The sequence below is a fragment of the Cryobacterium sp. SO2 genome (genome assembly GCF_026151165.2).
Classification (GTDB): domain Bacteria; phylum Actinomycetota; class Actinomycetes; order Actinomycetales; family Microbacteriaceae; genus Cryobacterium.
This window is the reverse complement of sequence record NZ_CP117849.1, coordinates 270,757-293,948: the sequence shown is the minus strand read 5'-3', so window position 1 is coordinate 293,948 and position 23,192 is coordinate 270,757. Positions and strand designations below refer to the sequence as shown.

At 71.0% G+C, this 23,192-nt stretch carries 18 protein-coding genes and 1 tRNA gene; 3 read left to right on the top strand and 16 right to left on the bottom strand.

Annotated elements, in window-relative coordinates:
- Positions 1 to 118: 118 nt before the first annotated feature.
- Both BJQ94_RS01405 and BJQ94_RS01400 read right to left on the bottom strand, forming a co-directional pair.
- Positions 119 to 952 carry an inositol monophosphatase family protein gene (locus tag BJQ94_RS01405; RefSeq protein ID WP_265400567.1) on the bottom strand — a complete coding sequence of 278 codons (834 nt, stop codon included), beginning with the start codon at positions 950 to 952 and terminating at the stop codon, positions 119 to 121.
- Positions 953 to 1,067: 115 nt separating this feature from the next.
- Positions 1,068 to 1,149: transfer RNA gene (locus BJQ94_RS01400), tRNA-Tyr, on the bottom strand.
- Between the two features lie 155 nt (positions 1,150 to 1,304).
- On the opposite strand from BJQ94_RS01400, the gene BJQ94_RS01395 reads away from it, so the two are divergent.
- Positions 1,305 to 2,321 carry a LacI family DNA-binding transcriptional regulator gene (locus tag BJQ94_RS01395; protein WP_265400566.1) on the top strand — a complete coding sequence of 339 codons (1,017 nt, stop codon included), beginning with the start codon at positions 1,305 to 1,307 and terminating at the stop codon, positions 2,319 to 2,321.
- A 27-nt stretch (positions 2,322 to 2,348) separates the two neighbouring features.
- On the opposite strand, the gene BJQ94_RS01390 is transcribed toward BJQ94_RS01395, so the two are convergent.
- The 5 genes from BJQ94_RS01390 to BJQ94_RS01370 all read right to left on the bottom strand — a co-directional run bounded on the left by BJQ94_RS01390 (position 2,349) and on the right by BJQ94_RS01370 (position 8,997).
- Positions 2,349 to 4,685: a biotin/lipoyl-binding protein gene (locus BJQ94_RS01390; protein WP_265400565.1), complete on the bottom strand. Its 2,337-nt coding sequence runs from the start codon at positions 4,683 to 4,685 to the stop codon at positions 2,349 to 2,351.
- A complete protein-coding gene (locus tag BJQ94_RS01385; protein ID WP_265400564.1) occupies positions 4,678 to 5,622 on the bottom strand; it encodes a hypothetical protein in 945 nt (314 codons plus the stop codon). Before BJQ94_RS01385 ends, BJQ94_RS01390 begins: the two co-directional genes overlap by 8 nt.
- A gap of 59 nt (positions 5,623 to 5,681) precedes the next feature.
- Positions 5,682 to 6,914, bottom strand: a complete 1,233-nt coding sequence (locus BJQ94_RS01380; RefSeq protein WP_265400563.1) for an ABC transporter permease — start codon at positions 6,912 to 6,914, stop codon at positions 5,682 to 5,684.
- The gene (locus BJQ94_RS01375) at positions 6,911 to 7,627 is read right to left on the bottom strand and encodes an ABC transporter ATP-binding protein (RefSeq protein ID WP_265400726.1); all 717 of its coding nucleotides are present in this window, start codon (positions 7,625 to 7,627) and stop codon (positions 6,911 to 6,913) included. Before BJQ94_RS01375 ends, BJQ94_RS01380 begins: the two co-directional genes overlap by 4 nt.
- Positions 7,628 to 7,773: 146 nt before the next feature.
- The gene (locus BJQ94_RS01370) at positions 7,774 to 8,997 is read right to left on the bottom strand and encodes a biotin/lipoyl-binding protein (protein ID WP_265400562.1); all 1,224 of its coding nucleotides are present in this window, start codon (positions 8,995 to 8,997) and stop codon (positions 7,774 to 7,776) included.
- 214 nt (positions 8,998 to 9,211) lie between these two features.
- Between BJQ94_RS01370 and BJQ94_RS01365 the strand changes: the two genes are divergently transcribed.
- Complete coding sequence (locus tag BJQ94_RS01365; protein ID WP_110124962.1) at positions 9,212 to 9,700, top strand: YajQ family cyclic di-GMP-binding protein; 489 nt, start codon at positions 9,212 to 9,214, stop codon at positions 9,698 to 9,700.
- Between the two features lie 75 nt (positions 9,701 to 9,775).
- On the opposite strand, the gene BJQ94_RS01360 is transcribed toward BJQ94_RS01365, so the two are convergent.
- From BJQ94_RS01360 to BJQ94_RS01345, 4 genes are all read right to left on the bottom strand, one after another.
- The gene (locus BJQ94_RS01360) at positions 9,776 to 10,744 is read right to left on the bottom strand and encodes an alpha/beta hydrolase (RefSeq protein ID WP_265400561.1); all 969 of its coding nucleotides are present in this window, start codon (positions 10,742 to 10,744) and stop codon (positions 9,776 to 9,778) included.
- A 90-nt stretch (positions 10,745 to 10,834) separates the two neighbouring features.
- A complete protein-coding gene (locus BJQ94_RS01355; RefSeq protein WP_265400560.1) occupies positions 10,835 to 12,232 on the bottom strand; it encodes an FAD-dependent oxidoreductase in 1,398 nt (465 codons plus the stop codon).
- A 10-nt stretch (positions 12,233 to 12,242) separates the two neighbouring features.
- The gene (locus BJQ94_RS01350; protein ID WP_265400559.1) at positions 12,243 to 13,313 is read right to left on the bottom strand and encodes a polyprenyl synthetase family protein; all 1,071 of its coding nucleotides are present in this window, start codon (positions 13,311 to 13,313) and stop codon (positions 12,243 to 12,245) included.
- 31 nt (positions 13,314 to 13,344) lie between these two features.
- On the bottom strand, positions 13,345 to 14,070 hold the full coding sequence (locus tag BJQ94_RS01345; RefSeq protein ID WP_265400558.1) for a class I SAM-dependent methyltransferase: 726 nt from the start codon (positions 14,068 to 14,070) through the stop codon (positions 13,345 to 13,347).
- Between the two features lie 74 nt (positions 14,071 to 14,144).
- On the opposite strand from BJQ94_RS01345, the gene BJQ94_RS01340 reads away from it, so the two are divergent.
- Positions 14,145 to 15,377, top strand: coding sequence for an isochorismate synthase (locus tag BJQ94_RS01340; RefSeq protein ID WP_265400557.1), 1,233 nt, complete (start codon positions 14,145 to 14,147; stop codon positions 15,375 to 15,377).
- 115 nt (positions 15,378 to 15,492) lie between these two features.
- On the opposite strand, the gene BJQ94_RS01335 is transcribed toward BJQ94_RS01340, so the two are convergent.
- From BJQ94_RS01335 to BJQ94_RS01315, 5 genes are all read right to left on the bottom strand, one after another.
- Positions 15,493 to 15,807, bottom strand: coding sequence for a hypothetical protein (locus tag BJQ94_RS01335; RefSeq protein WP_265400556.1), 315 nt, complete (start codon positions 15,805 to 15,807; stop codon positions 15,493 to 15,495).
- 164 nt (positions 15,808 to 15,971) lie between these two features.
- Positions 15,972 to 17,750 carry an allophanate hydrolase gene (atzF, locus tag BJQ94_RS01330; RefSeq protein ID WP_265400555.1) on the bottom strand — a complete coding sequence of 593 codons (1,779 nt, stop codon included), beginning with the start codon at positions 17,748 to 17,750 and terminating at the stop codon, positions 15,972 to 15,974.
- Positions 17,747 to 21,370 carry an urea carboxylase gene (gene uca / locus BJQ94_RS01325; RefSeq protein WP_265400554.1) on the bottom strand — a complete coding sequence of 1,208 codons (3,624 nt, stop codon included), beginning with the start codon at positions 21,368 to 21,370 and terminating at the stop codon, positions 17,747 to 17,749. The genes atzF and uca overlap by 4 nt, the downstream gene beginning before the upstream one ends.
- Positions 21,367 to 22,008, bottom strand: coding sequence for an urea amidolyase associated protein UAAP2 (locus BJQ94_RS01320; RefSeq protein WP_265400553.1), 642 nt, complete (start codon positions 22,006 to 22,008; stop codon positions 21,367 to 21,369). The genes uca and BJQ94_RS01320 overlap by 4 nt, the downstream gene beginning before the upstream one ends.
- The gene (locus BJQ94_RS01315; RefSeq protein ID WP_265400552.1) at positions 22,005 to 22,871 is read right to left on the bottom strand and encodes an urea amidolyase associated protein UAAP1; all 867 of its coding nucleotides are present in this window, start codon (positions 22,869 to 22,871) and stop codon (positions 22,005 to 22,007) included. The genes BJQ94_RS01320 and BJQ94_RS01315 overlap by 4 nt, the downstream gene beginning before the upstream one ends.
- Positions 22,872 to 23,192 lie beyond the last annotated feature (321 nt).

Here is a 23,192-nt window from a genome sequence, read left to right as displayed (position 1 = left end):
CACTGACGGGGCAGATCGGGCCGGCCCGACACCGTGTCGCGAAACCTCGGACCGGGCCTGGAACCGCCTTCTGGCCTGCCATCGCGCGACGGAAAACCGTCGCCGGCGGACCGGAACCCTATATGTCGTCGTCCGCCATAAATTCATTGAAAAGATTCACGAGGAGCGGCTCCGCGGTGGCGTAGAGGTCGGGAGCCGCGGCGATGAGAAGGTTGAGGCCTTCACGGTCGTCGCCGAACGCGCCGACCCTGGCACCGGCTTCCGCCGCCACCAGTCCGCCGGCCGCGTGGTCCCACGGGTTGAGTCCGCGTTCGTAGTAGAGGTCGAGCCGACCGGCGGCGACCGAGCACAGGTCGAGCGACGCCGCTCCCATCCGGCGCACGTCCCGCACCCGGTGGATGAGGCCGTGCAGCACCTTCGCCTGGCGGGTGCGTCGCACCGAGTCGTAGGAGAAGCCGGTGCCGAACAGGGCCAGGGACAGCGGCACGCCGGTCTTCACCTGCAGGCGGCGCCCGTTCAGCTCCGCTCCTCCGCCGGCCCGCGCCGAGAAGAGTTCGTCGATGGCCGGGTTGCGCACCGCTCCGGCCAGCGCGTTCCAGGTGGCCGGGTCGGCGTCGCCTTCGACCACGGCGATGCTCACGGCGTAGAACGGGATGCCGTAGAGGTAGTTCACGGTGCCGTCGATGGGGTCGACCACCCAGGTCAGCCCGGAGGTCCCGGCGGTAGCGGTCGATTCCTCGCCGTAGAAGCCGTCGTTCGGCCGCGCGTCGGCCAGCAGCTCCCGGATGCGCGTCTCGGTCTCGCGGTCAGCCAGGGTCACCACATCCTCCGGCGACGACTTCGACGCGGCGATCTCCACGCCCTCAGCGCGTCGCCGGCGGGCGAGCTCCCCCGCGGTGATGGCCGTCTTCTGGGCGAGGGCGAGGAGTTCGGTCGAAGCGGGAGTGGTCATCCGCCCACGGTACGCCCCGCTGCCCCGCGGCGACAGGCGCACGGTGGTTGTTAACGCACGAAACGCGCCGGAGCCCGGCGCGTTTCGTTGTTGTGCTGGTGCTGCATTCTTGCTGTGGCGAGTGCGAGATTCGAACTCACGAAGGCTACGCCGTCTGATTTACAGTCAGATCCCTTTGGCCGCTTGGGTAACTCGCCAGTGCATACCCGGCCATATGTAGCCACGTGACCGGAGACGCTCAGACAGAATACAAGCCAGAGGGCCCAAGTGCGAAATCAGCGGGGGCAGCAGGCATCCAAACCGGTGGATATGATCACTTCACACCCCTCTTGTACGCCGGTAAGGAACCCGAATGGTCGGAATCGACGAGGTCGCCCGTCGAGCGGGCGTCTCCACCGCCACGGTCTCGCGCGCCCTGAGCGGCAACGGCCACGTGTCGCCTGCGACCCGGCTCAAGGTCAAGGCCGCGGCGCTCGAGATGGGCTACGTCGTGTCGTCGAACGCGTCGAGCCTGGCCTCCGGCCGCATGAAGAACATCGGCGTCGTCGTGCCCTTTCTGAGCCGCTGGTTCTTCTCCAGCGTCGTCGAGGGCGCCCAGACCGCGTTGCTGCACAACGGTTACGACCTCACCCTCTACAACCTCACCGGCGGCGGCGACGAGCGGCGCAGCGTGTTCGAACACTTCCTGCTGCGCCAGCGGGTGGATGCCGTCATCGCGATCTCCCTCGAACTCACCGAGAGCGAGGTGGCCAGGCTGCACGCCCTCGGCAAGCCCCTCGTGGGCGTCGGCGGCCCGATCACCGGTGTGCGCACCCTCACGATCGACGACGTGGCCGTGGCCAGGCTCGCGACGGAGCACCTGCTGGCCCTCGGCCACACCCGGATCGCGCACATCGGCGGCAACAAGGACTTCGACCTCGACTTCCACCTGCCCACCAACCGCCGGTACGGCTACGAGGCCGCGCTGGAGGCCGCCGGGATCGGGATCGCCCCCGAGCTGTTCCAGCCCGCCGATTTCACCATCCGCGGCGGCTACCAGGCCGCCAAGCAGCTCCTCGGCAGCCCGCACAACCGTCCGACCGCCATCTTCGCCGCGTCGGACGAAATGGCGATCGGCAGCATCCTGGCGGCGCGCGATCTGGGCCTGGTGGTGCCGCGGGACGTCTCGGTGATCGGCATCGACGACCACGAACTCGCTGATTTCTTCGGCCTGAGCACCATCGCGCAATTCCCGCAGGGCCAGGGCGCCACGGCCGTGGAGATCCTGATGGACCAGCTGCACCCCGGCCAGCACGACCAGGCCGCGTTGAACACACCGATGCCGTTCGAACTCATCGTGCGCTCGAGCACGGCGCGGCCCGGCGACTGACGCCGGGCCGCGCGGCTACCGCAGAAGCTACCCCTGCGGGCCGCCGCCCATGCCGCCGCCGGTGAAGCCGTCCGGCGGGGTCATCTGCTGCTGCTCGTCGGTCGTGCCGCCGAGGTCGGTCAGGCTGGTCTCCTCGGTCTCCTCCTCCGTCACAGCCGCGTCGAGGTCGGCGAGCACAACGGTGTCGCCCTCCTCCAGTCCCGACGTGATCTCGGTCAGTTCGGTGCCCAGCGCTCCGATCTCGACGGTCACCGGGGCCGTTCCGCCGTCCTTCGGCACGTCGACGGTGTAGACCGTTCCCGCGCGGTGCACGGCGCTGGTCGGAACGGTCAGCACGCCGTCCTCGACGGCCACGGCCACCTCGAGCTGGGCGGATGCGCCGTTGAGCAGGGCCGTGTCGGCGCTGTCCAGGGCGATCGTGACCGAGTAGGACGGCGTGGTGGAGTCGGTCGCCACGTTCACGACGCCGATCGAGCTCACCTCCCCGGCCAGGGTGGCGCTCGAGCTGATGATGTCGGCCGTGGCGCTCTGGCCGACCTCCACCCCGGCGATGTCCGCGAGGGTCACCGTCGAGGTGACGGAGTAGCCGTCGCCACCGATGACCGTGATGAGGGCCGTCGTGGATCCGGCAGACACGCTGTCACCGGCGGCGAGGCTCACGGCGGCCACGGTCCCGGCCAGCGGGCTGGTCAGGACGGCCAGGCTCACCTGCTGCTGGGCGATCGCCAGTTCGGCTTCGGCTGCGGCGATCGCTGCCGTGTCGGCGACGATCGTGGCGGCGGACGCCACGGTCGTGGTGCCGCTGGCTGCGGCACTGTCCGTGGCGCCGGACGTCGCCCCGTCGTCGACCGCGGCGGTCACCGCCACGACGGATGTGGTGAGACTCGCGAGCGAGATCGTCGCGTCGGTTGAGACCGTCGCAGATGCCGTCGCGGCCGTGGCCGCACCATCCGATGTGCTGGAGGTGGAGCTGGTGGCGGCGTCGGTCTTGTCGCTCGAGTCGGTGTCGTCGGCTGCGGCGGCCTCCGCGACGGCGGCCTGCAGTGCCGCCACGGCGTCGTCGAGGGCGGTCATCAGGGTGACGACGGCGCTCTGGGCGTCGTTGGTCTCCGTCTGGCCGGCCAGCACCTCGGTGATGGCGCTCTGGCACTCGGCCAGGGCGGTCTGCGCATCCGTGAGCGCGGTGGCCATCGCGGCCTGCGACACGGCCAGCGCCTCGGCCGCGGCGGCAGCGGCAGCGGCCTCCTCCTCCGGCGTTGCGGCGGCGGCGTCGGTCGACGCCGTGTCGTCGGTGGCCGCCGTCTGCACAGCGGCCTCCAGGAAGGGCTGGCAGGTCTCGGCCGACGTGCTGATGATGCCCTGGGTGGCGGTGAGGGAGGTGCTCGCGACCTCGGACTGGGCGAGCAGGGCATCCTGGGCGGCCGACACGTCTGCGAGCGCGGCGGTGACCGCAGCGTCGTCGTCGGTCGATTCGTCGGGCGTTGCCGTCGCGGTGGGCGTCGGCGTGGCCGTGGGGGTCGGGGTCGCCGTGGGGCTGGCGGTCGGCGTCCCGGTGGCGCCGTCGGTGGGTGCGGCGGTTGAGGAATCGGTCGGCGTGCCGGTCGGGCTGGCGCCGGAGCCGGTGCCGCCCGAGCCGTCGGTTCCGGTGCCCGCGCCGTCAGCGCCGGTGCCGGTGGCATCGGTTGTGCCGGTACCGCCGGTTCCGCCGACGCCTGAGGCTCCGGATGCGGCGTCGCCCGCGGCGGCCGTGGCGGAGCTGTCGGTCGTCGTGGTGGTGGTCGCGGTCTGGGAGTCGAGGTCGTCGGCCAAGGTCTGTTCGGCGGCCGTGACCGCCTCCTCAGCGGAGGCCACGGCGTCCTCGAGGGACTCGGTATCGAGGGTGGCCAGAGTCTGTCCGGCCGTGACGGTGTCGCCGACGACCACGTTCACCGCGCTCACGGTGCCGTCCACCGCGAAGGCGGCGTCGTGGCGGCTGACCGAGGCGACGGTGCCGGTGAGGCTGAGTGACTCGCTGACCGATCCGGTCGTGGCGAGGGCCGTGCGGTAGTTGCCGGAGCTGTCCTGCGCGAGGGCGTAGACCACGCCGCCGCCGGAGGCGCAGAGCACGGCGGTGGCCGCGCCGACGGCCACGATGCGTCGGCGCCGGCGGGCGGTGCGGGCCTTGGCCTTCGGCTTGCGCGGCGGCGTGGCCGGCGCTGCAGGCTCGGAGGCAGGGGTGGAGAGAGCCGCGGATGCGGGCACAGGCGCTCCGGTGGCGAGGTCGGCGTCGGTCAGCGTGAAGGCAGGCTCGGTGGTGTCCGCCGGCGCGGCCCGGCGGCCGGCCGGGATGCGCCAGCCGCGCCAGCCGCCCGAGCGCTTACTCATCGGCCGAGTCTCCGGTCGGGGCTCCGGCGCCGCCGCGTCCGCCCATGGCGGTCACGCAGCCGTCGTCGCCGGCTTCTGACAGTGCGATCGTGGTGGCGGCGTACCCGCCGTCATCGGTGGATTCGCCGGTTGCGGTGGCGCAGCTGCCCACGGCGATCGCGCTGGAGTCCGCCGCGACGGTCTGCGTGTAGGACGTGGTGTCGTCGACGGTCACCTCGATCGTCTCCGTGGCGTCGTCGGTGCCAGTGCTCTCGACGGTGAATCCGGTGCCGGTCACCGCGGTGACGAGGCCGGAGGTGCGGCCGCCGAAGCCGCCGCCCCCGCCGGCCATGTCGGTGGGCATATCCGTCGGCATGTCGGTGGGCATGTCCGTCGGCGCATCCGTGGACATGTCGCTGGGCACGTCGGTGCCGCCGCCGGTCGGCGGCTCCCCGCCGCCCATCCCGGCGCCGGACTCGCACGCCCCGTCCACGGCGGCACTGACCACGACGGCGCTGGCCGCGACAGCGGCGGCGGCATCCGCGTCGGTGTCGGTGTCGGTGGATGCTGTGCTCACGCTCACGCAGACCCCGGTCGTCACGTCGGCGAGCGCGGCGGCCACCGTGGCGGTGAAGGTGGTGCTGTCCGTGTAGGTCACGGCGGTCTGGGTGTCGGCGTCCTGCACCTGCAGCAGGTTGGTCGAGACCGCGGCGATCTCGCCGGTGATCCCGCCGCCCATCATGCCGCCGGCCGTCTGGCCGTCGGCCGGGGCCGCCTCCGCGGTCGACGCCGCCGAGTCGGTCGTCGCGTCGGCGGATGCCGCACATCCGCTGAGCAGGAGCGCACCGCCGATCGCGAAGGCCAGGCCGATCTTCGCGCCGTGGCGGCGGCCGAGCGGCGAGCGCCGGGCGCCGGGCATCCGGCTGGTGGTGGGCGGGGTGGTGGGTGTGCTGGTCATGGAAGCTCCTCTGGGTGCCGTTGTGGCAGCGGTCGGGTGGATGGGTGGGGGTGCGCCGGTCATTCGCTGCGCAGGGCGTCGATGGGCGCGAGCTTGGCCGCCCTGGTGGCCGGGTAGACCCCGAACACCAGGCCGATCACGATGGCCACGCCGATGGACAGGACGACGGCGGGCGGCGACACCACGATCGAGCTGCCGATCACCCCCGGCAGGGTCACGGCCGCGACCACGCCCAGGGCGGCGCCGAGGAGCCCGCCGGAGAGGCCGAGGATCGCGGCCTCGATCAGGAACTGGCGGCGGATCGCCCACGGCGGCGCCCCCAAGGCCTTCCGCAGGCCGATCTCCCTGGTGCGTTCGGAGACGGAGACGAGCATAATGTTCATCACGCCGATGCCGCCCACCAGGAGCGACAGGCCGGCCACGCCGGTGAGCAGGATGGTGAGGGTGGCGTAGACCGCGGTGGCGGTGCTCACGAGGGCGTCCTGGCTGCTGATCGCGAAATCGGCATCCTCGGTGTCCGAGATGGCGTGCAGGTTCAGCAGCAAAGTCTCGGCCTCCTGGTAGGCCGCCGACAACTGGGTGTCACTGGCCGCCTGCAGGTAGATCGTCGACACCGCACTGCTGGTGGTGCCGCCGACGAGGTCGTTGGCCACCGTGCTCAGCGGCATGACGGCCACGTCGTCGAGGTTGCTGGACGAGTCCGATCCGGCGGATTCGAGCACCCCGATCACCTCGTAGGACTTGGCGTCGATCACGACGGACTGGCCCACCACGTTCTGGGTGCCGAACAGTTCGTCGGCGGTCTCCGAGCCGAGCACCACCACGGCGGCGGAGTCGGTGTCGTCGTCCTCGGTGAAGAAGTCGCCGTAGGCCAGGGTGCGTTGCCGTACGTCCAGCCACGAGGTGGTCGTGCCGGTCACCGTGGTGGTCCAGTTGGTGTCGTTGGCCTCGAGCGAGAGCGAGGTGGTCTTCTCCGCGGCGACCCCCGAGATGTCGGGGGCGTTGACGTCGGAGTCCAGCGCCTCGGCATCCGCGATGGTCAGCGACGCGCTGGTGCCGAACCCGCCCCTGGTGCCTGAGGTGTCGGTGCTGCTGCCGGGCGAGACTATGAGCAGGTTGCTGCCGAGCGAGCTGATCTGGGCGCTCACGTCCTTCTGCGTGCCCAGGCCCAGGCCCACCGTCAGGATCACCGCGGCGATTCCGATCAGGATGCCCAGCACCGTCAGGGTCGACCGCAGCGCGTGCGAGTGCACGGCGCTCCAGCTCGTGCGCAGGGTCTCCAGCCAGCTCATGCTGCGCTGGCTTCCCGGGCGGCCTGCACCGCGGCGAGGTCGTTGACCTCGTCGCGGACGATCTCCCCGTCGCGCACCCAGACGATGCGGGCGGCACGCTGCGCCACCTCGAGTTCGTGGGTGATGAGCACGATGGTGCGGCCCAGGTCGTGCAGCTCGTCGAAGAGCTCGAGCACGTCCCTGGTCGACACCGAGTCCAGGTTTCCGGTCGGTTCGTCCGCCAGGATCATGGTCGGCTCGCCCACCAGGGCGCGGGCCACGGCCACCCGTTGTTGCTGGCCGCCCGAGAGTTCGCCCGGCCGGTTCTCCAGCCGGTCGCCCAGGCCCACCCGTTCGAGGGCGCGTTCGGCGCGGCCACGGCGTTCGGCCGCCGGCACGCTGGCGTACATCATCGGCAACTCCACGTTGCGCCAGGCCGACAGGGCCGGCAGCAGGTTGAAGCCCTGGAAGACGAATCCGATCTGCTGGTTGCGGATAGCGGCCAGTTCGATCTCGTCGAGGTCTTCCACATCGACGCCGCCGAGGTGGTAGCGGCCGCGGGTGAGGGTGTCCAGGCAGCCGAGAATGTTCATGATGGTGGATTTTCCCGACCCGGACGGGCCCATGATGGCCACGTACTCGCCCTCGTGGATGGCCAGGTCGATTCCGCGCAGGGCTTCGAACTCGATGGTGCCGGAGCGGTAGGTCTTGCCGGCCGTGACCAGTTCGATCACCGGGCGGGGCTCCCCCGGCGCGGTGCCGGCGTAGGAGTCGTCGCCGTTGTTCTCGTCGGCATAGTCTTCGTCGGCGTACTCGTCGCCGGTGTAGTCGTTGTCGAAGGAGTCGTCGAAGGACAGGGGCTGGGCTGCGTTACTCACGATCAGTTCCCCGTCCCGGTCGGTGCCTGCATATCCGTGGGCATCTCGCCCGTGCCGCCGCCTGGCATACCGCCACTGGGGAATTCACCGGTGTCGGTGCCGCTGTCGTTGGTGCCGCCGGCCGGGGTGAAGACGGTCACGACAACCTCGTCGCCCTCTTCGAGGCCGTCCACGATCTCGGTCAGGTTGCCCACGGTCTCGCCCACGGTGACGGGTGTCTCCACCTCGTTGCCGTCGTCGTCGAGGGTGGTGACCGTCGTGGTGTCGCCCGTGGTGGTCACGGCACTACTGGCCACGGTGAGCACGTCGGTGCGGCGCTCGTACACGATGGAGGCCGTCACGGCGATGCCGTCGAAGAGCCCGTCCGGGGTGCCGGTGACGGTCACGACCACGGGGTAGGTCACCGCTCCGGAGGTCGTGGACGGCAGCAATCCGACCTCGGTGACGGTTCCGAAGAAGGCAGTACCGTCGTCCAACGAGAGTTCCACCTGGTCGGCGACCGAGACATCCGCGATGTCGGTCTCGCCGACGGCCAGGTCGATCTGCCAGCTGTCGGTGCCCACGATCGTGAACGCTGCGCTGCTGGCGGTGGTCGTGGTGGTGGCGCCGGTCGTGGAGCCGGCGGCCGACCCTGAGGAGCCGCTCGAGCCGGAGCCGGAGATGACGTCGCCGACCTCGACGGTGGCGGCGGTGACCAGGCCGGCGACGGGCGCGGTGAGCACGGCGGCGGCCACGTCGGCCTCCGCGTCGGTGACGGCGGTCTGCGCCACGGTGACGGATGCCCCGTTCGCGGCGATCTGAGCCAGGTCGGAGTCGGATCCGTCGCTGGCGTCCTCGCTGTCGGAGAGTTTGGCTTCGGCGGAGGCGAGGGTCGCCTTCGCGGTGAGCAGGGCGCTGTCCACGGTGAGGGTGTCGACGGTGGCGAGCACGTCACCGGCGGCGACAACGGTCCCGGCCTGCACGTTCACGGCGGTCACGGTGCCGGAGACCGAGAAGGAGACATCCTCCTGCACGGCAGCGGCGAGAGTGCCGGAGGACGCCACGGTCTGTTCCATCGTCTCCAGGGACGCGGCCACCGTGGTCGGCGCCACCTCGGCGGTGGCGCTGGAGGCCGGCGCCGCGATGACGAACCAGTAGACGCCGCCGCCGGCCAGCGCCACGACAACGACCCCGGCGATCACCCAGGTGCGGGGTCGGATTCGGGTGAGAAACGTCTTGAGCTTCATGATCTCCTCATAGCTGGGTTCAACGGGCCTGGCGGGCGTCCGGGGACGGCTCACGCCGGCCGACTCGATCGAACCTAGGGAGCGGAACTATGGATGGAGCATGCCGAAGCTATCGGCGGGGTATGAATATGCGCCGCCACCGGCCTGTTGCCGCTCACCGGCCCGGCCGCGCCTGACGGCGCATCATTGCGGGCTTCTCGGTAACATGGCTCCCATGGCAGATTCAACGTTCGACATCGTCAGCAAGGTCGACCCCATGGAGATCGACAACGCGCTCAACCAGGCTCACAAAGAGGTGGCCCAGCGCTACGACTTCAAGAACGTCGGGGCATCCATCGAGATGAGCGGCGAGAAGGTGCTCATGAAGGCGAACACCGAGGAGCGCGTCAAGGCGATCCTCGAGGTGTTCGAGTCGAAGCTGATCAAGCGCGGCATCTCCCTGCGCAGCCTCGACGCCGGCGAGCCGTACGCCTCCGGCAAGGAATACCGCATCGAGGCCAGCATGAAGGCCGGCATCGACCAGGAGAACGCGAAGAAGATCAACAAGATCATCCGCGACGAGGGCCCCAAGGGCGTCAAGAGCCAGATCCAGGGCGACGAACTCCGGGTCTCCTCCAAGAGCCGCGACGACCTGCAGTCCACCATGGCCCTGCTCAAGGGCAAGGACCTCGACGTGGCCCTCCAGTTCGTCAACTTCCGCTAGGTTCTCACTCTCGCGAGCCGTGAGTTAAGCCCCAAAATCGACGCGATTTTGGGGCTTTTCTCACGGCTCGCGGGATTATTTGGGGGCGTAGGCGCGTAGCCAACGAGTTACTTCCGCATACGCCGCGGCTCGGGGAGCCTCCGCGGAGAGGGTCACGTCGTGCAAGGCGCCGTCGATGCGCGCGACCGTCACCGTGCCGCCCAGCCGCATGGCGGCGCGCGCGATGTCATCGACGACGAGGACGCTGTCGGAGTGGCGCATCTGCTCGTTCCAGCGCGGCAGGATCGTCGACCGTTTCGAGAGCAGGGTGAGGATCGGCGCGTCGATGTCGAGGCCGGCGGCCACGGCCGCGTGGCCTTCGAGCACCGCGTTCAGCCAGGCCCGGTGCGCCGGGAAACCGCGCACCGGCCGCCACTGCGGCTCGTAGGACCACTCGCCGCCGAGGTTCGCCGACACCGACCGGCTGTAGAAGCCCAGGTCCACCTGCGGCAGGGTGCCCAGCGGCTGCACGCGGGCGCCCAGCTGCACCAGGGGCGTGATGAACGCCCGGCCCACGCCGCCGGTCTGGAATTCCAGCCACGGGCTGTTGAGCACCAGGGCACCGGCCCGGCCGGGATGCCTGGCCGCCCACAGGCTGAGGGTGAGGCCACCGGTGGAGTGCCCCATCAGCACCAGGCGCCGCCGCGACGGCCGGTCGGCGTGCTCGCCGTGGCCCATGGCGGCGAGGGCGGCCTCGATGTCGGCGTCGTAGGTGGCCAGGTCGGCCACGTACCCGGGCGTCTGGTGCTCGCGCAGGCTGCGCCCGTACTTGCGCAGATCGAGGGCGTGGAAACGGGCGCCCACGCTGTGCCAGTACTCGGCGAGCCCGGTCTGGAAAAAGTAGTCCGACCATCCGTGCAGATAGAGCACGTCGGTGCCGTGTGCAGGGGCGAACGGCGACACCAGGTCCCTCAGCGCCGGCCGGTACCGCACGATCGTCGCGACGACCTCCCCCTCTTCGTCACTCCCCAGCGGCAGTGTGGCCTGCTGATAGTCGCTCCCCAAGAGGTCCGCACGCCAGGCGAGCCGTGAGCTTGACCCCGAAAACTCGTTATTTTCGGGGTTCAACTCACGGCTCGCGGGAGGAGGGATGGGTTACAGCTCGGCGGGAACCTGGGCGCGAGAGACCTCGACCATTTCGTGGCGGGGGACGACCTTCACGCGGGTGCGGCCCTGCTCGGCGCCGAGCGCCAGCTCGTGCTGGTCGAGGCGGTGCCAGCCGTCGAGGTTCGTGTAGGCCACGCCGCGTTCGTCGAGCAGCTGCACGATGCTGTCCTCGGCGGGCGACTCCGGGCGCCACCAGTTGCCGACGTCGTTGATCAGGTGCCGCACGGTCTCCATCGCGTCGGACTTGGTGTGCCCGATCAGGCCCACCGGTCCGCGTTTGATCCAGCCGGTGGCGTAGACGCCGTACATCTGCTGGCTGGCGGTGCTGGACTCGAAGCCGGGCTCGCCCTTCCAGAGCACCTGGCCCTCGCGGTTGGGGATCACGCCGCGCTTCTTGTCGAACGGGATGCCCGGCAGTGAGGAGCCGTAGTAGCCGACGGCCCGGTAGATGGCCTGGATCGGCACCTCGCGGATCTCGCCGGTGCCCACGACGCCGCCCTGGCCATCCGGTGCGGTGCGCTCGTACCTGAAGCCGCCGACGTGGCCGTTGCCGTCGTCGGTGACCTCCACCGGGCGGGCGAAGAAGTGCAGGTGCAGCCGGCGCGAGGCGGTGCCGGTCTCGCGCTTCCGCCACTGGTTGAGCACCTTGTCGATCACGAAGACCTGCTTGTTGCTGGCCACGGCCGCGCGGGCCGCGTCGTCGTAGTCGAAGTCCTCGTCGTGCACGATGATGTCCACGTCGTTCAGTTCGCCGAGCTCGCGCAGTTCCAGCGGGGTGAACTTCACCGAGGTGGGGCCGCGGCGGCCGAACACGTGCACGTCGGTGACCGGGGAGGCCTTGAGGCCCTCGTAGACGTTCGCCGGGATCTCGGTGGGCAGCAGGTCGTCTGCGTGCTTGGCGAGCATCCGGGAGACGTCGAGGGCGACGTTGCCGTTGCCGATCACGGCCACGGAGGCGGCCTCGAGCGGCCAGGTGCGGGGCACGTCGGGGTGGCCGTCGAACCAGCTCACGAAGCGGGCGGCGCCGTAGGAGCCCTCCAGTTCGATGCCGGGGATGGCCAGGTCGGCGTCGTGCACGGCGCCGGTGGCGAAGATCACCGCGTTGTAGTGCTTCTTGAGGTCGTCCAGGGTGATGTCGGTGCCGTAGCGCACGTTGCCGAACAGGCGGATGTCGCCACGGTCGAGCACATCGCGGAGCGCGTTGATGATGCCCTTGATGCGGGGGTGGTCAGGGGCCACGCCGTATCGCACCAGTCCGTACGGGGCAGGCAGGTGATCGAACAGGTCGATCGACACGTCGAAGTTCCGCTCCGCCTTGAGGAGGATGTCTGCGGCGTAGATGCCGGCGGGGCCCGCACCGACTATGGCCAATCGCAACTTGGTCATGGAAGCCTTTCTAGCTGGATCGCTCGACGATGGTCTCGGCGAAACGGGTGAGCGCCTTCTTGACCGAGCCGTTCGGCAGGGGGGCAAGGGCGGCAACGGCATCACGGGCCCATCCGTGGGCCTCCGCGAGGGTCTGGGTGGTCACATCGTGTTCGCGCAGCGCCGTGATGGCGGCGTCGGCGGCCTCGGTGGCGACGCCCTGGCTCTTCATCACATCGGCCTCGAGGCGGCCAACGAGCGAGGCGGCGCGCGCATCCGTTGCGGCCCGCTCGCGCAGCCGCAGCAGCGGCAGGGTGGCCACGCCGGCGCGCAGGTCGGTGCCGGGCACCTTGCCGGTCTCCTTGGGCTGCGGGGAGAGGTCGAGCACGTCGTCGATGAGCTGGAAGGCCACGCCGATCCGCTCGCCGAAGAGCACGACGGGCTCCTCGAACTCGGTGGGCGCGTTGGAGAAGATGATGCCGGCCTGCGCGGCGGCGGCGATCAGGGAGCCGGTCTTGTCGGCGAGCACCTGGATGTAGTGCTCGACGGGGTCTTCGCCGTCCTTGGGGCCGACGGTCTCGTGCAGCTGGCCGAGCACCAGACGCTCGAAGGTGTCGCCCTGCAGGCGTACGGCGCGTTCGCCGAGCCGGCCCATCAGCTGGTTGGCGCGGGAGAAGAGCAGGTCGCCGGCCAGGATGGCGATGGAGTTGCCCCAGACCACCTGGGCGCTGGGCACCCCGCGGCGCTTCTCGGCGTCGTCCATCACGTCGTCGTGGTACAGCGAGGCGAGGTGGGTGATCTCGATGGCGGCTGCCGCGCGGATGACATCGGGGACAGTGCCGTCACCGAGGTGCGAGGTGAGCAGGGCGAGCATCGGGCGCACACGCTTGCCGCCGGCGTCGAGCAGGTACCGGCTGGTGACGGCGGCGATCTCGTCGGCGAAGACGAGTTCGCCGAGCAGGGTCTTCGTCACCTGCTCCAGGCCGCTGTCAAGGCTCGCGGCCAGGCCGCGGTCGGCCGCGGTGGAGAAGATTCGATCGCTCAGGCCCAGCTGCGACGTTACCGACGGGCTCCGGCGGGCCACGGGGGCGGTCAATTTCACTCTGTCAGCCTAACGATCGGATCTGGGAGTTTCAGGAAGTTGCAGCGGGGGCGTCTGCGGTCTTGATTCCGCGGTGCAGAGCCACGATACCGAGACTCAGGTTGCGGTACGCGACGGCATCGTATCCGGCGTCGCGCAACCAGGCACTGAGGGTGGGCTGATTCGGCCACGCGGCGATGGACTCGCCCAGGTAGTCGTAGGCCTCGGCGTTGGAGGAGGCCAGCTTCACTATGCGCGGCATCACGTGGTTGAGGTAGGCGAAATAGCCCACCCGGATGGGCGTGAACGGCGGGGTGGAGAACTCACAGATGACCACGCGGCCGCCGGGCTTGGTCACCCGGTAGAACTCGGCGAGCGCCTTCTTGGGCTCCACCACGTTGCGCAGGCCGAAGGAGATGGTCACGGCGTCGAACTCGCCGTCCTTGAACGGCAGCTTGGTGGCATCCGCCTGCACGAACTCAACGTTGGGGTTGTCGCCGTGGCGCTCGCGTCCCACGTTGATCATGCCCTCGGAGAAGTCCGCGGCCACGACATGCGCGCCGGTGTGCGCGAGGGCAACACTCGAGGTGCCCGTGCCCGCCGCGATGTCCAGGATCCGCTCGCCGGCCTTCGGGTTCACCGCCCGGGTGGTCGCGACGCGCCACAGGGAGGCGTTGCCCACGGAGAGCACCGCGTTGGTGCGGTCGTAGTGCGTCGAGACCAGATCGAACATGGCTGCGACCTGTGCTGGCTGCTTATTAAGATCTGCTCTACTCACCGGTCCAGTCTAGATTGCGGCGCCCGCACTGCGGCGCGACCGGGTATCAACGAGCGCGGGCGTAGGGTAGACGAGTGAATGCGCCTGCTCTAACGGTTGAGACCTCCCCGATTGCCGACATTCGCCAACTGGTCCTGCTGCTCGACGAGCGCAAGCCGCTGCTCTGGATGCGCCGCAACCAGGGCCTCGCCGGCATCGGCACGGCTCTGCGTCTCGAGTTCTCCGGCCCCACCCGCATGACGGATGCCGCCGCCGCGTGGAGCGAGGTCGTTGCGGCCGCCACCGTGACGGACCCGTTGGCGCGCACGGGAACCGGTCTGCTGGCGTTCGGCACCTTCGCCTTCGACGACTCCTCCAGCCAGACCAGCGTGCTGATCGTGCCTGAGGTGATCGTGGGCCGCGAAGACGGCCAGTGCTGGGTCACCCGCATCTGGCCCACCGGCCAGGCCGCCCCGGAGATCCCGCTGGCTTTGCGCCCGCTCGGCGACGAGTACCGCATCGCGCTGCTGCCCGGCGCGCTGAAGCCGGCCGGCTACCGGGAGGCCGTGGCCACCGCCGTCGAGCGCATCGGCGCGCTCGAGGTGAGCAAGGTAGTGCTGGCCCGCGACCTCGTCGGCCACCTGCCGGCCGAATCCGACCTGCGCCGCTTGCTGACCGAGCTCGCGCTGGGCTACCCGGACTGCTGGACCTACGCCGTCGACGGCCTGGTCGGGTCCAGCCCGGAGACCCTCATCCGTGCCGACCACAACGAGGTCAACGCCCGGGTGCTCGCCGGCACCATCTCCCGCGGGGCGGATGCCGCGGCCGACATCGAGGCCGCGCTCGCGTTGGCCACCTCGAGCAAGGACGGCGACGAACACGAGTTCGCCGTGCAGAGCGTGCTGGCTGCGCTGCGTCCGCACACCTCGGTGCTCACCACGAGCGAGATCCCGTTCACGGTCAAGCTGCCCAACCTCTGGCATCTGGCCACCGATGTCGAGGGCACCCTGAGCGACGGGTCCACCTCGCTCGACCTCATTGCGGCGATGCATCCCACCGCGGCCGTGGCCGGAACGCCCACTCAGGACGCTCTCGCGCTCATCCGCGAGTTGGAGCCGTTCGACCGCGGCCGCTACGCCGGCCCGGTGGGCTGGGTCGGCGCCGACGGCGACGGCGAATGGGCCATCGCGCTGCGCTGCGCGCAGGTCTCCCCGGCGGGCGACGTCACCGCGTACGCCGGCTGCGGCATCGTGCTGGACTCGGAGCCGGACCGAGAGCTGGCCGAAACGAAGATGAAGTTTCGCCCCATAGTCGAGGCCTTCGCCTAACTCGCGCCGCAACCGTTCCCGCTCCGGACAAGTGCGTCCGGCGCACCGGGCGCAGTTGTCCGCTTCGGCAACAGTCAGCGGATGCCTGGGCGCGGGCCAGTCGGCGCGGGCTGCGCTACGCGGGCAGGTTGTTGAACTGGGTCACGATCGAGACCACCACGATCACGTCGATCACGATGTTGGTCAGCACCGCCATGGTCGAGAGGATCAGGCCGGTCAGGCCGAGTTCCGGCCGGTTGGAGCGCCGCTTGGCCAGCACGCCGAGGATCACACCGGCGGCGCCGAGGATGAAGCCCAGCACCGGCAGCCAGCCGCCGAGGAACGCGACGATGCCCACGATCATGGCCCAGAGGGCGAGCGAGTCGGCGCGCGGGCGCACCGGCGCGGTGGTGGCCGGTGTCGGCCGGGCGGACGAGGACTTGCCGGTCATGCTGCACTCCTGAGGGCCTGTCCGACACGACGTGACGGGACGTTGCAACGGTACCCGCTCGCGCGCCGCAACTGTTCCCGTTCCGGACAATTGCGCCCGGTGTGCCGGGCGCAATTGTCCGCACGGGGCACAGTTGCCGGCGGCTGGGCGAGTCAGGCCGCGGGTCAGGGACGGGACGGGCGGGCGAGGTGGGCCCGCCAGCCTCCGGTGGCGGTGATGTCGGCGGCGGCGTGGGTGGCGATCGGCTCGCAGAGGAACCCCTCGACCTGGCTGCCGTCGGCCAGGAGCAGCCGGCCGATGGCCATGGGCTGCGGCAGGGCCGCCACGAACCGGCCGAAGGCCGCCTCTCCCAGTGCCCAGAGTTCGACCTCGATCGGCGCCCCTGCGCCCTCGGCCACCCGTACCAGGCCGGGCTTGGGCGGCACGGTGTCGAGGGCGTAGAGCCTGTAGTCGGCCGAGGTGGTCGTGGTGGCGAGCAGCCGGCCGTTCAGCGTGGTGAGCTGGTGGTTGAGCGGCTGCCCGGAGAGGTGCGCGCCGGCCACCGCGAGCACGATCTCGCCGGCCTGTGCGCCCCCGGCCGCGGGTGTCGCGGGCGCGGGTGTCGCGGGCGCGGGCAGGCCGGCCGGGTCGGTGCCGACGATGCGGCGGGCGAGGGCGGACAGACGCGCATCCGTGAACGCCGGGCCCACCAGCTGCACGCCGAAGTGGGTCTCGCCGACCATGCCGCCCGGCACCGCGACGGCGGCCAGGTCGAGCAGGTTGGCGAAGTTGGTGAACCGGCCGAGCCGGCCGTTCACCGCGAACGGCTCCGCGGCGACCTCGGCCAGGGTGGGGTGCTCAACGGTGGTGGGCAGCAGCAGAGCGTCGATGGTCGTGAAGACCTGCCGGCTCAGGACGCGTTCGGCGTCGAGGGCCTCCTGATCGCTGAACAGGCGGTACGCCGGCACCTCCCGCGCTGCGGTCACGATGGCGCCGACGACGGGGTCGACCTCATCCGGATGCGCGTCGACGAACGCGCCGACCGCGGCGTAGCGCTCGGCCACGAACGCGCCCTCGTAGAGCATCCGCGCGGTGCGCAGGAACGGCTCGATGTCGACCTCGACGAGGTCGGCGCCGTCGGTGCGCAGCCGCGCAACGACGGCCTCGAAGGCGTCGGCCCAGCCGGGGGCGAGCTCGCCGAGCTGGCCGGGGCGCGGGATACCGATGCGCGCGCCGGCTGCGGTGCTGGCCGAGGACCCGGCCGGAGCCACCCGCGACAGCGGGTCGCGTTCGTCGTAGCCGGCCAGCACCTGCAGCACCCGGTCGGCCAGGTCGAGGCCGGCGGCGAGCACGCTCACGCAGTCCAGCGACCGGCAGGCCGGCACGACGCCGGCGGCCGAGACCAGGCCGCGGGTGGGCTTGATGCCCACCAGGCCGTGGAATGCGGCCGGGACCCGTCCGGAGCCCGCGGTGTCGGTGCCCAGGGCGAAGTCCACCAGGCCGAGCGCCACGGCAACGGCGGAGCCGCTGCTCGAGCCGCCGGAGATGTAGTCCGGCCGGAAGGCGTTCCGCACAGCGCCGTAGGGGCTGCGGGTGCCCACCAGGCCGGTGGCGAACTGGTCGAGGTTGGTGGCACCGAGGCACACGGCCCCCGCGGCGCGCAGCCGGGCCACGGCGGTCGCATCCGTCTGGGCCACCTGGCCGAAGGCCGGGCAGGCGGCTGTGGTGACCAGTCCGCGCACATCGATGTTGCCCTTGGCCGCGAAGAACAGCCCGGCCAGGGGCAGGTCGGCGCCGTCGGCGAGCAGCCGCGCCACCTCCTGCGCGTCGGCGAGCACGTCGGCCCGGGGACGCAGGTGGATCCACACCTCGGGGCGGTCGGCGGCCGCGATGCGGTCGTAGGCGGCCGCAACCGCATCCAACACCGCGTCAGCCGCGCCCGTCTCCGTCACCAACCCGCTCATGCCGCATCCTTCCGCTCCACGATCACCAGTACCGAGCCGGGCGCGACGCTGTCGCCGGCGGCCGCCACCATGCGCACCACTCGCCCGTCGAAGGGCGCCACGACGTGGGCCTCCATTTTCATGGCCTCGAGCGAGACCAGGGTCTGGCCGGCGGCGACGGTGTCGCCCACGGCCACGTCGAGCCTGAACACGCTCGCGGTGAAGGGCGCTTCGACTCCCTCACAGCCCTCCGGCACGAGCACGGTGCCGGCGGCCACCACGGGGGCCAGCGTCGCGGCGTCGTCACGGTCGAACTCCCCCGCTTCTTCCCAGGCGTCCCGCTCCGCCGCGAAGGCTTCGCCCTGCTGGGCACGGAAGTCCGCGATCGACTCGGCGTTCTCGGCGAGGAAGGCCTCGTACTCCTTCATCGAGAACTCGCCCTCCTCGATCCGGATCGGCAGCCGGCCGGCCTTCATCTCGGCGCGCATCTCCAGCAGCTCCTCCGGCAGTACCGGGTACCAGCTGATGCGGTCGAAGAACTTGAGCAGCCACGGCACGCCCGCGGCGAACGGTCCGCGCTGCGAGTGGGTCGACCAGATCGGCACCGTGCGGCCCACGAACTGGTAGCCGCCAGGGCCCTCCATGCCGTAGATGCAGAGGTAGGCGCCGCCGATGCCCACGGCGTTCTGGGGCGTCCAGGTGCGCGCCGGGTTGTACTTGGTGGTCACCAGGCGGTGCCGCGGGTCCAGCGGCGTCGCCACGGGCGCGCCGAGATAGACGTCACCCAGGCCCAACACCAGGTACTCGGCCTCGTACACGGTGCGCATCACGTCGTCCACCGAGGCCACGCCGTTGACGCGGCGGATGAACTCGATGTTCCACGGGCACCACGGGGCGTCGTCGCGCACGCCCGACATGTACCGCTCGATGGCCTCCCGGGTGGCCGGGTCGTCCCAGGACAGCGGCAGCGACACCGTGCGGCTGGGCACGGTGAGCTCGCTGGTGGCGGGCAGGCCGGCCTCGACGGCCGCGACGATGTCGAGCAGCTCCGCCAGCGGCAGCACGTCGGGGTTCACGTGCACCTGCAGCGAGCGGATGCCCGGGGTCAGGTCGATGATGCCGGGCAATTCGCCGTCGTCCCAGCGCTGCTGCAGCACGGCGGCGAGCGCGTGCACACGCATCCGGGAGGCCAGGTCGAGCACCATTTCGCCGTACTCCACGAGCAGGTTGGCGTCGCCGCTGCGGCGGAAGGTCATGGCCGGGCTCGTCGCGGTGGCCGGGAGGCTCCGGAGGATGCCGCCGTCCACGGTCGGCGCGCGGCCGGCGGTGACGGCCAGGGTGGGATCGAGGCGCAGGGCGTGCGCCTGCCCGTCGTCGACGGGAACGAACTCCACGGTGTCGCCCGGGCGCAACTGGCCGAGCTTCCAGAGCTGACCGCTGGGCACCGTGGCCGGGCAGGTGAAGCCGCCCAGGCTCGGTCCGTCCGGGCCGAGCAGGATCGGCAGGTCGCCGGTGTAGTCCACGGCGCCCACCGCGTACGGGGTGTCGTGGATGTTGGACGGGTGCAGGCCGGCCTCGCCGCCGTCGTTCCTGGCCCATTCGGGTTTCGGGCCGACCAGGCGCACGCCGGTGCGGGCGGAGTTGAAGTGCACGGCCCAGCGGGTGCTGTGGAACACCTCGATGTCGGCCGTCGTGAAGAACTCCGGGGCGGCGTGCGGGCCCTCGAGGGCGGCGATGCGCCACTCGGAGGTGAACACCGGGCGGTCGCGCACGGCCACGGCCTGCGGGTCGGTCTCCGGCATCCGCCCGGCGAGCGCGATGATGTCGCCGGTGCGGAGGGCCCGGCCGGCGGCGCCGCCCATCTCACCGAGGTCGAAGGTGGCGGCGCTGCCGAGCACCAGGGGCACGTCGAGGCCGCCGGCTACGAGCAGGTAGCTGCGCATGCCGATGCTGGGCGTGCCGATGGCCATCAGCGCGCCGGCCGGCACGCGCACCGGCGTCCACTGCGGCAGGTCGGCGCCGTCGACGGTGAGCGGCGTGGGCGCTCCGGTAAGCATCACGGTTGCGGCCGTGTGGAAGCGCAGGGTGGGGCCCTGCATGGTGATCTCCAGGCCGGCCTCGCCCTCGGCGTTGCCCAGGGCGGCGTTGCCGAGCCGGAAGGAGAGGTCGTCCATCGGGCCGGACGGCGGGATGCCGACGGCCCAGTAGCCTGTGCGGCCCGGCCAGTCCTGGATGGTGCAGAGCAGTCCGGATTTCACCACCTCGAACCGCGGGCTGGTGTTGCGGATGCCGGCAAGGGTGTCGGTGGAGTGGGTGGCGGCCCGCACCGCCGGGTCGACCACGATCGAGCGCAGCATCCCCAGGTTGGTGGCGACCCCGTCCACACGCACGTCGGCGAGGGTGTCGGAGAGGGCCTGCCAGGCGGCCTCGCGGGTGGCACCGTGGGTGATCACCTTGCTCAGCAGCGGGTCGTAGTGGGTGCTCACCTCCGCGCCGGGCTCCAGCCAGGTGTCGACGCGGGCGGCCGGGTCAGACGACGCGTCCGGATGCACGACCCGGGTGATGGTGCCGGCGCTGGGCAGGTTGCCCAGGTCGGTGTTCTCGGCGTACACCCTGGCCTCCACCGCGAACCCGGCCGCGACCAGCGGCGTGGCCACGACGGCGGTGTCGCCGAGGGCCAGGCGCAGCATCCACTCGACCAGGTCGATGCCGTAGACCGCCTCTGTCACGGGGTGCTCCACCTGCAGGCGGGTGTTCACCTCGAGGAAGGCGGCCTCCTGGCGCACCGGGTCGTAGATGTATTCAACGGTGCCGGCCGACCGGTAGTCCACGGATGCGCACAGCCGGCGGGCGGCGTCGGCGATGCCCGCGCGCACGTGGGCGGGCAGGTCGGGGGCCGGGGCCTCCTCGACCACCTTCTGGTTGCGGCGCTGCAGGCTGCAGTCCCGGTCGCCGATGCTCACGACGGTGCCGAGGCCGTCGCCGAACACCTGCACTTCCACGTGCCGGGCGCCCACGACGAGGCGCTCCAGGAACACCCCGGCCGAGGAGAAGCTGGCTCCGGCGATGCGGGTGACGTTCTCCCAGGAGCCGGCGAGTTCGGCGGCGTCGTGGCAGGCCTGCATGCCGATGCCGCCGCCGCCGGCGGTGGCCTTGAGCATCACCGGGTAGCCGATGGTCTCGGCCGCGGCGAGGGCGTGCTCGAGGCTGTCGAGCAGGCCGGTGCCGGCCAAGAGCGGCCCTCCGGCCGCCGTGGCGGCGTCGCGGGCGGTGTGCTTGGTGCCGAACAGGTCGAGCTGCTCGGGGGTGGGGCCCACGAAGACGATGCCGGCGGCCTGGCAGGCGCGGGCGAAGTCGGCGTTCTCGGAGAGGAATCCGTAGCCGGGGTGGATGGCGCCGGCGCCGGTCTCCAGGGCGGCGGCGATGATCAGGTCGCCGCGCAGGTAGCTCTCGCCGGCGGGCGACGGGCCGAGGAGCACGGCGGTGTCGGCCTGGTGCACATGCGCGGCGCCGCGGTCGGCCTCCGAATAGACGGCCACGGTTCGCAGGCCCATGGCCTTGGCGGTGCGGATGATGCGCACCGCGATCTCGCCGCGGTTGGCGATCAGCAGGGTGTCGAAGGGTGCCGCTGCAGCGCTCACGCCGGCGCCCCCGCGCTGATGATCATCTCGGCCCTGCTCGGGTTGAAGCCGTTGCACGGGTTGTTGATCTGCGGGCAGTTGGAGACCAGCACCAGGGTGTCGACCTCGGCGCGCAGCGACACCGACAGGCCGGGCGCCGAGATGCCGTCGACGATGCCGAGCGCGCCATCCGCGTCGACGGGCACATTCATGAACCAGTTGATGTTCGACACCAGGTCGCGCTTGCCCAGGCCGCGGCGGGAGCCCTCGGCCAGGAAGTTCTCGACGCAGGCGTGCTGGGCCCAGGTGTGCAGGCCGTAACGCAGCGTGTTGGACTCCTTGGAGCAGGCGCCGCCGAGGGTGTCGTGCCGGCCGCAGTCGTCGGCGATGATCGTGAGCAGGGCGGTGGATTCGTTGTCGCGCAGCACGCTGCCCACGGTGAGGTAGACGCTGTCCTGCTCCTGCAGGGTGGCCTGGGCGCTGTAGGCCCTGGCGGTGTCGTCGGCCGCGTAGGCGAGGAAGTCGACGGCCTGGTTGCCGTCGAGGTCGACGATGGTGAGAACCTGCCCGGCCTTCAGCACGGCGGACCAGGGCGCGCGGGCGGCCACGGTCTCGCGGGAGAGTTCGGCGCCGACGATGGCAGCGGTGGTGGTGGTCATTTCAGTCCCCTTGCGGCGAGGTAGTCTGCGGTGTTCACGAAGGCGCGGCGGCCCTCAGGGCTGGCATCCCAGAGCGGATCCTCCGGCGTGGTCGGCGCATCCGCCCAGGCGAGCACCTCGAGGGCCGTCGAGACGAACTCGGTGCGGTCGTCGAGCGGATGCGCCGTGTTGGCGATGAGCACGATCACCGGCATCTCGGTGCGCAGCGTGACGCTGGCTCCGAGGCCGGCGCTGCCGGTGAAGCCCGGCCGGCCGTCGGCGTCGACCGTGACGCCCTGGAAGTAGGAGACGCTCGGCGGCAGGTCCCGGCGGGTGAGGCCGTTCTTGGCCCCGGCGAGGGTGAGCAGTTCCCGGCCGGCCGGGGTGGGGCCCTGAGCGGAGCCGTCGCCGTAGCGGGCGGTGTTGCGCGCGAGGGTGCTGGTGCCGAAGATCGTGTCGTGCCGGCGGGGGCCGTCGGCCACGGCGCTGTCGGCCACGACGGTGGCGAGCACCCGGCCCTGGTCGGAGAGCAGCAGCTGGCCGGCGGCGGTGTATACCTGCCACTGCACCTTCACGGTGTCGGCCACGTTGAGGCGTTCGAACGGCTGGTCGGCGTTGAAGAGCAGCACGTGGGCGCAGGCGTCGCCGGCGAGGTCGGTGAGCCGCAGGGTGGTGCCGCGGGCGAGCACCTTCTGGGTGTAGCCGCCACCGGCGACGGTCTCGGCCCAGACCAGGCGGTCGGCGGCGACGTCGGCCGCCGGGGCGGGCCAGGCGGTCGCCGGCCGCACGGGGGCGGCGGCCACGACGGTGCCCTCCTGTGCCCTGGCGTGTGCCCGGGCACCCGCGGTGGTCGACGTGCTCGACGACGCTGTGTCTGCTGTCACGGTGGCTTCTCCCTGTCCGTCGACCACGGTTTTCGATCAACTGATAGAAACTAAACCGCGGCGGGGTGTCGCCGCCGTGTCTCCCGTGTTAAGAGCGTGTTACGGGGCGCCGGCGACCGGCCTTTCCCGAACGCCACTGCGGGTGCTCCGGTCGCGACGCCGACGGTGCGAGTTAACACAATCGTCGTCAATTCGATGCGCCGCTGTGACACTCAGCGGGCTGAATTGCCTTATCGATCAGTCGACCGGAATGTCAGCCGACCGCGAACCCGCACCGCATCGCACTCGCTCAGCCAGGCCCTATCACCGCCAGCCACTCCC